At 73.9% G+C, this 13,194-nt stretch carries 14 protein-coding genes; 3 read left to right on the top strand and 11 right to left on the bottom strand.

Annotated elements, in window-relative coordinates; translation table 11 throughout:
* Position 1: 1 nt before the first annotated feature.
* From DNK56_RS16510 to DNK56_RS16485, 6 genes are all read right to left on the bottom strand, one after another.
* Positions 2 to 787, bottom strand: a complete 786-nt coding sequence (locus DNK56_RS16510; protein WP_111334774.1) for an ABC transporter ATP-binding protein — start codon at positions 785 to 787, stop codon at positions 2 to 4.
* A complete protein-coding gene (locus DNK56_RS16505; protein ID WP_111334771.1) occupies positions 784 to 1,779 on the bottom strand; it encodes a FecCD family ABC transporter permease in 996 nt (331 codons plus the stop codon). Before DNK56_RS16505 ends, DNK56_RS16510 begins: the two co-directional genes overlap by 4 nt.
* A complete protein-coding gene (locus DNK56_RS16500) occupies positions 1,776 to 2,798 on the bottom strand; it encodes a FecCD family ABC transporter permease (protein WP_111334769.1) in 1,023 nt (340 codons plus the stop codon). The genes DNK56_RS16505 and DNK56_RS16500 overlap by 4 nt, the downstream gene beginning before the upstream one ends.
* Positions 2,795 to 3,796, bottom strand: coding sequence for an ABC transporter substrate-binding protein (locus tag DNK56_RS16495; protein WP_111334767.1), 1,002 nt, complete (start codon positions 3,794 to 3,796; stop codon positions 2,795 to 2,797). The genes DNK56_RS16500 and DNK56_RS16495 overlap by 4 nt, the downstream gene beginning before the upstream one ends.
* A gap of 95 nt (positions 3,797 to 3,891) precedes the next feature.
* Positions 3,892 to 4,779, bottom strand: coding sequence for a siderophore-interacting protein (locus DNK56_RS16490; RefSeq protein ID WP_111334765.1), 888 nt, complete (start codon positions 4,777 to 4,779; stop codon positions 3,892 to 3,894).
* The gene (locus DNK56_RS16485) at positions 4,776 to 5,015 is read right to left on the bottom strand and encodes a phosphopantetheine-binding protein (protein ID WP_111334762.1); all 240 of its coding nucleotides are present in this window, start codon (positions 5,013 to 5,015) and stop codon (positions 4,776 to 4,778) included. The genes DNK56_RS16490 and DNK56_RS16485 overlap by 4 nt, the downstream gene beginning before the upstream one ends.
* Positions 5,016 to 5,561: 546 nt before the next feature.
* Here DNK56_RS16485 and dhbC point away from each other — a divergent pair.
* Entirely contained in the window at positions 5,562 to 6,758 is a 1,197-nt protein-coding gene (gene dhbC / locus DNK56_RS16480) for an isochorismate synthase DhbC (protein ID WP_111334759.1), read from the top strand.
* 30 nt (positions 6,759 to 6,788) lie between these two features.
* On the opposite strand, the gene DNK56_RS16475 is transcribed toward dhbC, so the two are convergent.
* Positions 6,789 to 7,451, bottom strand: a complete 663-nt coding sequence (locus DNK56_RS16475; RefSeq protein ID WP_111334756.1) for a lysophospholipid acyltransferase family protein — start codon at positions 7,449 to 7,451, stop codon at positions 6,789 to 6,791.
* Between the two features lie 183 nt (positions 7,452 to 7,634).
* Here DNK56_RS16475 and DNK56_RS16470 point away from each other — a divergent pair, with 183 nt between their 5' ends.
* Positions 7,635 to 8,102 carry a hypothetical protein gene (locus DNK56_RS16470; RefSeq protein WP_111334753.1) on the top strand — a complete coding sequence of 156 codons (468 nt, stop codon included), beginning with the start codon at positions 7,635 to 7,637 and terminating at the stop codon, positions 8,100 to 8,102.
* Between the two features lie 194 nt (positions 8,103 to 8,296).
* Here DNK56_RS16470 and DNK56_RS16465 read toward each other — a convergent pair whose 3' ends face one another.
* From DNK56_RS16465 to lnt, 3 genes are all read right to left on the bottom strand, one after another.
* Entirely contained in the window at positions 8,297 to 9,097 is an 801-nt protein-coding gene (locus tag DNK56_RS16465) for an SAM-dependent methyltransferase (RefSeq protein WP_111334751.1), read from the bottom strand.
* 131 nt (positions 9,098 to 9,228) lie between these two features.
* The gene (locus tag DNK56_RS16460) at positions 9,229 to 9,708 is read right to left on the bottom strand and encodes an NUDIX hydrolase (protein ID WP_111334749.1); all 480 of its coding nucleotides are present in this window, start codon (positions 9,706 to 9,708) and stop codon (positions 9,229 to 9,231) included.
* Between the two features lie 30 nt (positions 9,709 to 9,738).
* A complete protein-coding gene (gene lnt, locus DNK56_RS16455; RefSeq protein ID WP_111334747.1) occupies positions 9,739 to 11,334 on the bottom strand; it encodes an apolipoprotein N-acyltransferase in 1,596 nt (531 codons plus the stop codon).
* A gap of 204 nt (positions 11,335 to 11,538) precedes the next feature.
* Between lnt and DNK56_RS16450 the strand changes: the two genes are divergently transcribed.
* Positions 11,539 to 12,603 carry an O-antigen ligase family protein gene (locus DNK56_RS16450; protein WP_111334744.1) on the top strand — a complete coding sequence of 355 codons (1,065 nt, stop codon included), beginning with the start codon at positions 11,539 to 11,541 and terminating at the stop codon, positions 12,601 to 12,603.
* On the opposite strand, the gene DNK56_RS16445 is transcribed toward DNK56_RS16450, so the two are convergent.
* Positions 12,585 to 13,148 (bottom strand): hypothetical protein, encoded by a 564-nt coding sequence (locus DNK56_RS16445; protein ID WP_111334742.1) that lies wholly within the window; start codon positions 13,146 to 13,148, stop codon positions 12,585 to 12,587. The genes DNK56_RS16450 and DNK56_RS16445 overlap by 19 nt on opposite strands.
* Positions 13,149 to 13,194: the final 46 nt, after the last annotated feature.

Genomic DNA, 13,194 nt, shown 5'->3' with positions numbered 1-13,194 from the left:
CTTACTCTCCTTGCAGGGTGGGGACGACCATCGGAGTTCCGGTCACGGGGTCCGGGACGACGACGCTGGGCAGGTCGAACACGTCCTTGATCAGCGTGGCGTCCACGATGTCCGCGGGGTCGCCCTCGGCGACCACGGAACCGGCCTTCATGGCGATCAGGTGGTCGGCGAAGCGGCATGCCTGGTTGATGTCGTGCAGGACGGCGACGACGGTGCGGCCCTCGTTGCGCAGCCGGGCGAGCAGGCCGAGCAGTTGGTACTGGTGGGTGATGTCGAGGAACGAGGTGGGTTCGTCGAGCAGCAGGTAGGGCGTCTCCTGGGCGAGCACCATGGCCATCCAGACCCGTTGCCGCTGGCCGCCGGAGAGTTCCCGTACGAACCGGTCGGCGAGGTCGGCGACGCCGGCCGCGGCCAGCGCCCCGTCGACGGCCGCCTGGTCGCCGTCCGACCACAGGGCCAGCAGCGACTGGTGCGGGAAGCGGCCGCGGGCCACGAGCCGGCGGACCTTGATGTCCTCGGGCGCGGTGGGGTCCTGCGGCAGGAAGCCGAGGTGTTTGGCCAGCGCCTTGGTGCCGAAGGCGCCGACCTCGCGGCCGTCGAACTCGACGTGTCCGGAGTGCGGTTTCAGCAGCCGGACCAGCGCGCTGAGGAGGGTGGACTTCCCGCAGGCGTTGGGGCCGACGACGGCGGTGAACGCGCCGTCGGGTATGTCGAGGGTGAGCCGCGTGGACACGACCCGGTCTCCGTAGCGCAGGGTGATGTCCCGCGCAGTCAGGCGTGCGGTCACGCGCGCCTCACCTCCTTGGTCAGCAGCCAGATCAGGTAGCAGCCGCCGATCGCGGTGCTCACGACGCCCACGGGCAGGGCGACGGGCGCGAGCAGCATCTGGGCCAGCAGGTCCGCGCCCTGGAGCAGGACGGCTCCGGTCAGCGCGGCGGGGAGCAGGGGGATGCCGGCGGCACCCGCGAGCCGGCGGCCGATCTGCGGGGCGGCCAGCGCGATGAACGCGATGGGCCCGGCCACGGCGGTGACGGTGGCGGTGCAGCCGACGCCGACGAGGACCATCAGCAGCCGCAGCCGGTCGAGTCCGACTCCGGTGGTGACGGCGATCGGGTCGCCGAGTGCCGCCTGGTGCATGGCGTGGGCGCGGGTGGTCATCAGGAGCAGCAGTACGGCGATGACGGTGAAGGGGATGCCCAGATCCTCCCAGCCGACGCCGTTGAGCGAGCCGGCGCTCCAGCCGACGGCGGCGATCGCCACCTCCAGTTCGGCGCGGAGCACGATCCAGGAGTTGATCGCGGTGACCATGGCGTTGACGGCGATGCCGATGACCACGAGCCGCAGCCCGGAGAAGCCGTGTTCGAGCGAGAGCAGGTAGATGGCGGCGGCGACGACGAGCCCGCCGGCCACGGAGCCGATCGCGAGCTGTGCGGAGGTGCCCGACAGTACGGTGATGGCGACCAGGGCGCCGGTGTAGGCGCCGGCGTCGAGGCCGATGACGTCGGGGCTGCCCATGGGGTTGCGGGTGAGGTTCTGGAAGACGGCCCCGGCGACGCCGAGCGCGGCGCCGAAGACGAGACCGGCCAGTACGCGCGGCAGCCGCCAGTCCCGGATCACCACGGAGTGCTCCGTACCGGTGAGGACGGCGAACACCCGTGCGGGGGACGACCATGACGCCCCGTAGCAGAGGCCCAGCAGGCCGAGGCCGAGGATCAGGGCGAGCAGTACGGCGACGAGCGCCACCGTACGGCGTTCGGCGCGCAGTCCGAGCAGGTTCACAGCTCCCCCGCCCCGTGGCGGCGGACCGCCCAGATCAGCATGGGGCCGCCGAGGAACGCGGTGACGATGGCCACGGGGACCTCGCCGGTGGGCAGCAGGACGCGGGAGGCGATGTCGGCCACCAGCAGCAGGACGGGCCCGAGCACCATGGTGTAGAGGATCAGCCAGGGTACGGAGCCGGCGGCGGGTTTGCGTACGAGGTGGGGCACGATCAGTCCGACGAAGAGGATGGGCCCGGCCACGGCCGTCGCCGCGCCGCTGAGCACGGTGATGAGGACGAGGGTGACGACCCGGACCCGGCCGACGTGGGCACCCAGGGTGTGCGCCACGTTGTCGCCGAGGGTGAGGGCGTTGAGGGCCCGGCTCAGCAGCAGCGCGCCGGCCAGCGAGACCGCGATCGCGGTCAGCGGCCATTCCAGCGGGGCCTGTTCGCGCCCGGCGAGGGTGCCGACGGACCAGAAGCGGTAGACGTCGAAGGTGTCGGGGAGCATGAGGCGCAGCCCGAGTGAGACGCCGCTGAGCACGGCGGTCAGCGCCACTCCGGTGAGGACCAGGCGCAGGGGCGAGCTCCGGCCGACCGCGGCGACCAGCAGCGCCGCGATCGCGGAGCCGATGACGGCGAAGCCGAGCTGGCCGGTCTGGCCGGAGGCCAGACCGATCGCGGACCCGATGGTGACGGCGAACCCGGCACCCGCGGTGACCCCGAGGATGCCGGGCTCGGCCAGCGGGTTGCGGGCGAGCGTCTGGATCAGCGCGCCGGCCACGGCCAGCGCGGCGCCCACGGCGACGGCGAGCAGCGCGCGCGGTGCGCGTACGTCCCGTACGACGACGTGGTCGTCGGTGCCCGCGTAGTCGAACAGCGCGCGTACGACCTCGCCGGGGGCGACGTGGCGGGCCCCGACGCCCATGCTGAGGACGGCGAGTACGGCCAGCAGCACCAGTCCGCCGGCGAGGAAGGCGGTCCGGGAGACGGCCCGCCGGGTTCCCGCCGTCTCGGACGCGCGGCCCGCGACGGTCACCGGTTCAGCAGCGGAGCGAGCGACTTGTCGATCGCGTCCAGGGTCAGCAGGGCCTCGCCGTAGGTGGCGGCCTCGGTGTAGCGGTACGGGAAGACCTTGCCGGCCTTGACGGCGGGCAGGTTCTTCCAGAGCTTGGAGTCCAGGACGTACTTGACGGACTCCGAGACGCTGCCGTCGGCGTTGACCGAGTACGTCAGGACGTCGGCCTCGCCGAAGGCCTCGGGAAGCTCCTCGATGGAGGGGTACTCGCTGACCGCGCGGGAGCCCGGTCCGGGCTCCTTGACCTTGCCGTAGTAGGTGATGCCCAGGTCCTCGGCGATGTTGGTGCCCCAGGAGCCGTTGAACTCGCGCTGGAAGGTGCCCTTGGCGGTGTCGCCGTACGCTCCGACGTGGCCGAACTTGAGCTTCGGCAGGACGTCCTTGTACTTGTCGGCCAGCTCGGCGGCCTTGGTGTCGTACGCCTTCTTCTGGGCGTCGAACTGCTCCAGCGCGCCGGCGGCGTCGGCCTGCTTGCGGGAGAGGTCGCGCCAGGCGGACGGCACGCTGGGGCCGATCGCGACGACGGGGGCGATGGATTCGAGCCGCTTCATGTCGATGTCGCCGAGCACGGGGGCCGGCACGCCGATGACGATCAGGTCGGGTTCGGCCTCGGCGACGGCCTCGTAGTTGGTCTCGGCCGCCTGCTCGCCCGCCACCTTGGTGAGCTTCTTGTAGGTGGCCAGGTCCTCCTTGTTCATCATCGGTTCGCCGCGCTTCCACGACGAGATGCCGACCAGGGGTGCGTCGGCCTGGATGAGCGCGGGCACGGCGTAGCCGGTGGCCACCACACGCTTGGGGTTCGCCGGGATCTTGATCTTGCCGTTGTCCGCGGTGAACACCCGGGTCTTGCTCTTCTCCGGGGCGGAGTCCGATCCGCCGTCGGAGGACGACCCGCATCCGGTCAGTGCGAGGGCCAGCGCGACGACGCCGACCAGGCCGGACGATCTGCGTATGGACATTCCGAAGCTCCTTGCTACTTAGGTAAGGCTCACCTTAGTTGATGGCCTTTCGGCAGGACAACTCGGGGTGGCGGGGCCCCGGTCCGGCCGGTCGTTCAGTGGTCGTGCCCGTGCTCGTGGTCATGCCCGTGGTCGTGGTCGTCCTCGTCGAAGTCCGCGACGCCGCGCTTCCAGTAGCCGGTGATGTCGTAGTCCGCCTTGTCCAGGCGCAGTTCGTCCCGGACCCAGCGGCGCAGCGGCTTGATCTGCCCGGCCTCGCCGGCGACCCAGACGTAGGCCCGCTCCCCCTCGGGCACGGTCACCGCGGTCACGGCGCGGACCAGCGCGTCGCCGGAGCCGGCGGGCCGCTCGCCCCGGTGCAGCCAGCGCACCTCGAAGCCCTCGGGCGCGTCCAGTTCGATCTGCTCGCGGGCGCCCGCGACCTCGACGAAGGCCCAGCCCCTGGCCGTCCGGGGCAGCTCCTCCAGCCACCGCGCGACGGCGGGCAGGGCGGTGAGGTCGCCGACGAGCAGATAGCGGTCGTAGGTGTGGGGCACGATCAGTCCGCCGGGCGGGCCCGCGACATGGATGGTGTCGCCCGGCTGCGCCTTGCCGGCCCAGTCCGAGGCGAGTCCGCCCTCGTGCACGGCGACGTCGATGTCGATCTCGCCGGTGGCGGGGTCGTAGCGGCGCACGGTGTACTCGCGGGAGGTGGGCACCGGCCGGGGCCAGCGCAGCATCGACCCGTTGCGCTCGGGCAGCCGCAGGGTGCCGTCCGGCTCCCGGAAGATCAGTTTCACGTGCTCGTCGGGCGCGTGGGCCTCGAACCCCTCGGTTCCGGGTCCGCCCAGCGTCACGCGCAGCAGCCCGGCGCCGACGGGGGCCGTGCGTACGACCTCGGCCTCCCGGATGCCGATCGGGTAGCCGACCTTCTCGGCGTGCCGCCCCTCGCGCACCTCGGCGATCCGGGCCAGATGGCGGTCGCGGTGGTCGATCCGACTCATGCGCCCTCACCCGCCAGCAGCGTCTGCCAGTGGGCGAGTTCGGGCTGCTCGAAGAGGTCGGGGAACTCCAGCGTGGTCGCCCCCGCCGCACGCCAGCGCTCGACCAGAGTCATGATCCGCATCGAGTCGAGCCCGAGGTCGACCAGATTGTCGTCGGACGCGATCTCGCCGGGCTCACAGCCCAGCAGTTCGGCGATGTCGGCCCTGACACGGTCGGGCGACAAGGTCGGACTCATCGGGGTACTCCTTCGGGGGTGGGCCGCCGGCAGGCAGCCGAAGCGGCGGTTCTACGGGGCCCGGCGAGCGGTCCGATAAGCGAACGGGCGCCCCGAGCGGGACTGTTCGCGGGATACGGGGGCGGCGGAGGCGCCGGCGGGCCCGCCGGGGAACCGGGGCGCGCGGCGGGAGATCACGGACGCGGCGCAGCGCGGCGCGCGCGGCGTCGCCCGCCATGGGGCGCATCGGCCTCCCCCTGATTCCACGCCCACACAGTCCCCCTCAAGACAAGGCGAGGCTAACCTAACATCGACAGGTACGACACGGGCACCCCGCCCACCAACCGGGCGGCCGGAGTGCGCAGTTCGCGTACCGGACTCCACCGCACGCTTCACGCCATCCTCTGCACGAACAGGCGAACTTAGGTTACCCTCACCTAACCTACCGTAGGGGCTGCTCCGGGTGAAGACCCGCGGCAGGCGTACCGCCGCACGGCCCGGCACAGCTCCTCCCCCGCACCTTCATCCCTGGCTCCGCAGGACGGGGCCATCGAGATCGGAGTCCTCGTGTCGCCGGCATCCCGAGCCGCCACGCACATACCCACGGCCCACCCGGCCACCGGGGCCGCCACCTCCCTCCTGGACGCCTACGCACCCGGCGCGCGCTTCCTCGCCACACCGGGGCGCACCCTGCTGGCCGACGGCCCCGCGCGCCAAGTGCCGCACGGCGCCCGGCCGGTGGACCAGCGGGTGACGGCCGCCCTGGCCGAAGCGGCCGACGCCGGGCAGGACGCACCGGTGGTACTGGGCGCGATCCCGTTCGACCACACCGCCCCGGCCGCGCTGAGTGTGCCCGAGAGGCTGCGCACCGCCCCGCCGCTCTCCTGCGACCCGCTCATCGCACTGCCCTCGTCGCCGGCGGCCTCCCCCGACTGGGGCATCCGCCCGGTGCCGGAGCCGGACGTCTACGCGGCGGGCGTCGCCTCGGCGGTGGCCCGGATGTGGCGCGGCGAGTTCAGCAAGGTCGTCCTGGCCCGCACCCTCGAACTCACCTCCCCCGCACCGCTGGACGTGCCGGCCATGCTCCAGCGGCTGGCCCGCCGCGACCCCTCCGGCCACACCTTCGCGCTCCCCACCGGCCCCGGCCGCACCCTGATCGGCGCCAGCCCCGAACTCCTCGTCTCCCGCCGGGGCCGCCGGGTCGTCGCCAACCCGCTGGCCGGTTCCACACCGCGCAGCGACGACCTCGCCGAGGACGTGCGCCGGGCCGCCGCGCTCCTGGAGTCGGCGAAGGACCTCCACGAGCACGCCGTCGTGGTGGACGCCGTGCACCAGGCGCTCGCGCCGTACTGCTCCGGCATGACCGTGCCGCCCCGGCCGACCCTGACCCGTACCGCCACCATGTGGCACCTGTCCACCACGGTCACCGGCACGCTCACCGACCCGGCCGTCTCGGCGCTCACCCTGGCCTGCGCCCTGCACCCCACGCCCGCGGTGTGCGGCACCCCGACGGACCGGGCCCGGCAGGTGCTGGCGGAGACCGAGCCGTTCGACCGCGGCTACTTCACCGGCATGGTCGGCTGGGGCGACGCGAGCGGCGACGGGGAATGGGTGGTCACGATCCGCTGCGCCGAGGCGGAGGAGCGCACCCTGCGCCTCTACGCGGGCGCGGGCATCGTCGCCGCGTCCGAGCCGGAGGCCGAGACGGCGGAGACCGCCGCCAAGTTCCGCACCTTCCTGAGCGCGGTGGGCGCCGAGCTCTGAACCCGCTCCCCGCGCTCCCCGGTTCGGGGTTCAGGCCGCCAGGGCGGCGGGCTCCCCGAGCCGGGCGGCGGCGGTGCGCCAGGCCGCGGTGACGGCGAGCCGGGCCCGCGCGGTCGCCTCCGGTCCGTCGCCGTCCAGGACGAGCGGCGCGCCGACGTGGACGTGGAGGCGGGGCCGCCGCAGCGGGGCGGTGGCCAGTCCCGCGAGCTGCTTGACCGGTGAGCCGGAGGTGATGCGCCGGGCACCGGCCTGCCCGACCGGGACGACCGGTGCCCCGGTGCGGTGCGCGAGCCGGGCCAGCCCCCGCTGGAAGGCGCCGGGCGCGGCCTCGGCGGCGTCGTCGCGCGGCGGCAGTCCGCCCTCGGCGTAGATGAGGATGTGCCGGCCCTGTTCCAGCGCCCGCTGGGCGAGTTCGACGGACCGGCCGGCGCGGGGGTCGCCGCGGTGGACGGGGATATGGCCTTCGCGGGCGAGCGCCCGGCCCAGCACGGGCACCCGCCACAGCCCGGCCGCCGCCATGACGACGGGACGGGCGCCGAGGAGGCGGAGCGCGGCCAGCACGATCGCCGGGTCCGCGAGCGAGGTGTGGTTGGCGGCGATGATCCCGGCCGGCGGAAGAGCGGCCTCCGGGTCGGTGGTGAGCGTCAGCCGCCCGAAGGCGGGGACGAGTTGGCCGGCGCGGCGGCTGAGCATGGGGTTCTCCGGATTCGTTCGGGACGATGCCCCATCGTCGCGGTGGGCCCCGCCCGCACGCCTGAGTCGCCGTACTCATTCGCGCGTTCCCCCGCGCGTTCCTCTCGTGCCGGGAACTGCGGGCGGGCGTACGGGCATCCCCCTTCATGCCGGGTGATCGCGCGGAATGCCGGAGGGGTGCGGATGACGGTCGGGGACGAGCCGCAGGACGCGGTGCCGAAGGGCTGGGAGGACCGGTCGGGGCCGGAGCCGGAGGACGCGGTGCCCGACGGATGGAAGAACCGTCCGGGGCCGGAGCCGGAGGACGCGGTGCCCGAGGGATGGGAAGACCGTCCGGGACCGCAGGACGCGCCTCCGCCGTCGGAGCCCGAGGACGAAACCGCACCGCCGGAGCCGGAGGACGACGAGGAAGTGCCGCCTCAGCGGGTGGCTCTCGTGATGGTTCACCTGTTCGCCGCGTTCATGGTCTGCTTCATCCCCCGGAGAGTGCTGCGGGCGGGCCACTGCTCCTCGGAACCTGCCACGCCCACCGCCCCACCTGCCGTCATCGCCTCGCCGGCCGCGTCCGCTCCGGCGACGCGCCCCATGCCCCGGTCGGACCTGACCACCCCCGTGCGGATACGCGGGCCCCCGAACTGCCCGTGGAGCTGATCGGCTGGGTGGAGGCGCGCATCGACAGCACCGATACCGAGGTGCGCCGACCGGTGCGCTACGCGTTCTCCGCGCCTCCCTCACCGGATGCGACGGCGCCGACGGGCTGAGGCGGTATGGGCCGCCCGGCCCGCCGGCGTTCGCCGAATCCCCGGTCCCATGATCCCTTGAGGCCCCGCGAGATCCCGTACGGGCTATCGCTTGGCGGCGACGAAGCCCCACTGGTCGACCGGGTCGCCCTCGACCGGCCCCTCCGGACGCCACAGGCTGATCGAGCCGAAGCCCGGCTCCACCAGTTCGAGCCCGTCCGCGAAGGTGGCGACGACCTCCTTGGGGCGCGAGATGTACGGCATGGCGCCGCCGTCGGCGTACTCGTCGGAGCCGGCCCGCGTCTCCGGGGTCTCGATGGTGTCGCAGAGCATCAGATGGCTGCCCGCCGGCAGGGCGTCCAGGTAGCTCCGGAGCAGCGCCGCCGCCTCGTCCGAGTCCGCCACGTGTCCGAGCGTCGAGAGCACCATGACGGCCACCGGACGGTCGAGGTCGAGCGTGCGGGCGGCCTCGCGCAGCACGGTTCCGGAGTCCCTCAGATCCGCGTGCACATAGTCCGTCGCCCCTTCGGGGCGGCTCGTCAGCAGGGCGCGGGCGTGGGCCAGGACGATCGGGTCGTTGTCCACGTACACGATGCGCGAGGTGGGGTCGACGCCCTGGGCGACCTCGTGCGTGGAGTTGGCGGTGGGCAGTCCGGTGCCGAGGTCCAGGAACTGCCGTATCCCCGCCTCACCGGCCAGATAGCGCACCGCCCGCGCCTGGAACGCCCGTGAGGCGCGCGCTATGTCGATGATCTGCGGATACAACTCCTCCATCGTGGCCCCGAGTCGGCGGTCCACCTCGTAATTGTCCTTGCCGCCCAGCCAGTAGTTCCACACCCGCGCCGAGTGCGGTGTACTCGTGTCGATTCCGTCCACCGGCATCCGGCTGTCCCGCCCGTCAGTCATCGGCCCTCTTCACCTCGCGCACGGTCGGCACGGACGTTCGTTCTCCGTGCCGCGCGGGCCCCATGTTTCCTCACCTGCGACGACGGCACCAGGGCGGGGTACCGCACGCCTGCGGAGGCAATCGTTCCGCTCTACTGCGGGACGGTGGGCTCGAACCAGGTGGGTCCGTCGGTCAGTGCCTGCTTGATCCGCAGCAGCGCGAAGTCCGCCAGATCCGGCAGCGCGTCCACGGCGAACCAGCCCACGTCGAGGGACTCGTCGTCGTTGACCCGGGCCGTGCCCCCGGTGGCGCGGCAGCGGAAGGTGACGTCGAGGAACTGGCAGCGGTCGCCGTTCTCGTAGCGCACGGGCGGCAGCGCCTGGGTGAGCACGACGCGCTCCGCCACGCAGCGCACGGCGGTCTCCTCGTACACCTCGCGCTCCGCCGTCGTCGCGGGCTGCTCGCCCGGCTCGCAGATGCCGCCGATCACGGACCACTCGCCGGTGTCGGCCCGCCGGCCCAGGAGGACTCGGCCCTCGTCGTCGAAGACGACGGCGGTGACACCGGGCAGCAGCAGGAGCTGCTGCCCGGCGGTGGCGCGGATCTCTCGGATGAAGTCAGGAATGGCCATGGGTCCGACCCTACGCGGCGGGCCACCCGGTCAGCCGACGCGCCGGGCGCGCACCGCCCGCGCGCCCGCCCAGCCGAACGCGCCGAGCGCGAGGAGCACCAGCACGCCCTCGGGCAGCGGGCCCATCCGGGTCGCGGGGGTCAGCGAGGACCGCAGCGGCACCTCGTCCACCAGGGCGTCCGGGGTGAACATCTTCGTCTTCTCCACCACCGTGCCGTCCGGGCGGATCACCGCGCTGACGCCGCTGGTGACGGGGACGACGACGGACCGGCTGTGCTCGACGGCGCGCACCCGGGACATGGCGAGCTGCTGGTAGGTCATCTCGCTGCGGCCGAAGGTGGCGTTGTTGCTGGGTACGGCGATGAGCTGGGCGCCGTGTTCGACCGTGTCGCGCACGGCGTCGTCGAACGCGGCCTCGTAACAGGTGACGAGCCCGGTGTAGGTGCCCGCGAGGTCGAAGACGCCGACCTTCTCCCCCGGCCCGAAGTCGCGCCGCACGCGGTCCACGTCGGAGCTGAAGAGGCGGACGAAGGAGCGCATCGGCATGTACTCGCCGAACGGCTGGATGTGGCGCTTGTCGTACGTGTCCACCGGGCCCTTGTCCGGCTCCCACTGGATGAGGGTGTTGCGCAGGGGCCCCGATTCGGGTTCGACGACCGCGCCGACGACGGTCGGCACGCCGATCGCCCGCACCGCGTCGTCGATGACGGCCCGCGCGTCCGGGTTGCGGTACGGGTCCAGGTCGGAGGAGTTCTCCGGCCACAGGACGAAGTCCGGCTGCGGGACCTTTCCGGCCTTCACCTCGCGGGCGAGCTGTTCCGTGCGCTTCGCGTGGTTGTCCAGGACGGCGCGGCGCTGGGCGTTGAAGTCGAGTCCGAGGCGGGGCACGTTGCCCTGGATGGCGGCGACGGTCGCCGTGCCGTCCTCGGCCGCGTCGTCGACGAGCGGCAGCGCCGCGAGCGCCCCGGCCACCGGGACGAGCACGGCCGCCGCCGCGACGGCCGCGGCCGTGCGGCGCAGTTCGCCGGTGGTGCGGCGCAGGACGACGCGGCGGACCGCCTCGAACAGGCCGAAACCGCAGAGGACCACGGCGAAGGAGAGCAGCGGGGTGCCGCCGAGCGCGGCGAGCGGCAGGAAGATCCCGTCCGCCTGGCCGAAGGCGATCTTGCCCCAGGGGAAGCCGCCGAACGGCACCCGTGCGCGGACCGCCTCGTCCAGGGTCCAGACGGCGGCCGCCCACAGCGGTCCGCCGGGGAGGCGGGAGACGGCGGAGATGCCGATGCAGCCGACCGCGACGAACAGCGCCTCGGCGGCGGCGAGGGCCAGCCACGGCACCGGGCCGACCTCCTCGCCGGTCCAGTGCAGCAGGGGCAGCATGAAGCCGAGTCCGGCGAGCAGCCCGAGCCCGAAGGCGGCGCGCGCCCGGCGCTCGTACAGCACCCAGCCGAGCAGCGCGAAGCCGGGCAGAACCAGCCACCACAGGGGCCGGGGCGGGAAGCTGAGATACAGCATCGCCCCGGCGAGGACGGCGGCCGCAGGCCGTACGAGGCGCTTCGGCAGACCGCCCGTCCGGGCGGCGGGGGCGGGGCTCTGCGGTTCGCCGACCTGGGCGATGGTGGTGCTCACCCGGCGGAGTCTACGGTGGCCGGCGGGCCGCCGGGGAGTCCCGCCCGGGCGGCGGAGGGATGGCGGAATCCCGCCCACCGCATCATTTCTCCGCATCTTCCGCCCATATGCCCGGTCCGGCGGTTAGCCTGTGCGCCAGTCCCCCGCCGACGGGCCGGTTCCGGCCTTCGCGTACGGGACGGTCACCGCCGGGGGACGGACGTGATGAACGAATCAGCGGGGCGGGGGCACGGCGTCCCGGACACGGTGGACGCGCCGGAGGGTCGCGCTGCCTCCGATGTGGCCGGGGCCCTGATCCTCGCCGCGTGTGCGATCTGGACGCTGGTCAGCGCGGCGGGCCGGGAGACCAGGCCGGAGGGGGTGCTGCTGGCGCTGCTGGCCGTCGCGGCGGGCTTCGCCTGCGGGCGCATCTGCGGGACGCTGCTGCCGGTGGCCGGGGCGGCGGGCGCCGCGGTCGCGGCGCTGTTCCTGGCCCTCGTCTGGCGGCACGGCATTCCGGGGGCGGCGGCCGCCGCGGACCGGGCGCCGGGGCAGAGCGGGGCGGCCGCCGCGCTGCTGGTGCTCGCCGCCGGGGCCGCCTGCTGTGCGGCGGCGGGCGCCCGGCGCGGGCCGCCGCGCGCACTGCTGCGGCTGCCGGCGCTCGGGGCCGTCGGTCTCTCGCCGGCGCTGGGCTCGGTGGCCGGGTTCGCGGCGGCGCTCGGGGTGCTGCTGTGTTCGCTGGCCGCCGACCGGACGCGGCACCGGCGGCTCGGGCTGACCGGCCTGGCACTGGCGGCCGGGCTGGTGGTGGGCGTCTCCTGGGCCGTGGCGGAGGAGACGCTGCCCGAGGGGCTGACGATCACCCTGGAGGGCCGGCTCACGCAGAACCGGGTGGAGCTGTGGCAGGACGCGGCCCGGCTGGCGGAGGGCAACCCGGTGCGCGGGGTGGGGCCCGGCCGCTTCGACGAGCTGAGTCCGACCGCGCGCCGGAGCCTCGGCTCGGACGGGAAACCGCACTCGGCACCGTGGCAGCAGGCGGCGGAGCAGGGGGTCGTGGGGGTGGTGCTGCTGGGCGCCGCTTTCGGCTGGCTGCTGTACGCACTGGGCCGCTCGGCGCGTCCCACGGCGGTGGTCCTGTCGGCGGGCGCGGCGCTGACGGCGCTGGCCGCGCTGGCGAGCGTGGGCAACGCGCTGAGCTTCACGCCGGTGACGGCGGGGGCGGGGCTGCTGGCCGGGCTGGCGTCGGCGCGGCGCCCGATCGGGGCGGGCGGTCAGGCGCCTGCCGGATAGCCGGTGGACGGGAGGCGCAGCCGGGCGCGGATGAACCGTACGCCGGCCTCGGCGTCGTCCACCGTGATGGTGAACGTGCGCCCGTCGCCGAGCCGCAGCACCAGGCCCTCGCCCCGCCGCACCACCACGGCCGTGCCCTTCTCCGGGCGCCAGCGGTAGCCCCAGCCGCCCCACTGGCGCGGGGTGACCCGGGGCGCGAAGTCGGCGGCGACCACCTGGGTGAGCAGGATGCGGCGGCGCGGCAGGCCCATGTGGCCGCAGCGCACCTCCAGGGCGTCGCCGTCCACCCGGACCGCGACGTTCACGAAGGCGAGCGTGCCGAACAGCATGAGCAGCCCGGCCGCCACGCAGCCGATGACCGACATCAGCAGCGGGGCGATGCCGGAGGCCCAGCTGGAGCTGACGGCGAGCTGGATGCCCAGCGCCAGGCAGGCGGCGCCCAGCGCGGCGAGGACCCATTGGGTGCGGTTGGTGGCCCGGCCGACCCAGACCTGCGAGTGGGTTCCGGTTCCGGTGTGCTTCGGTTCTCCGGGGTGCTCCCTCATGCCCAGCAGCGTACTGAAGAACGGGCGCGCGGGACCGGTCCCGAAC

The organism is Streptomyces sp. AC1-42W (assembly GCF_003248355.1).
Lineage (GTDB): Bacteria > Actinomycetota > Actinomycetes > Streptomycetales > Streptomycetaceae > Streptomyces.
This window is presented reverse-complemented; position numbering and strand designations above follow the sequence as displayed.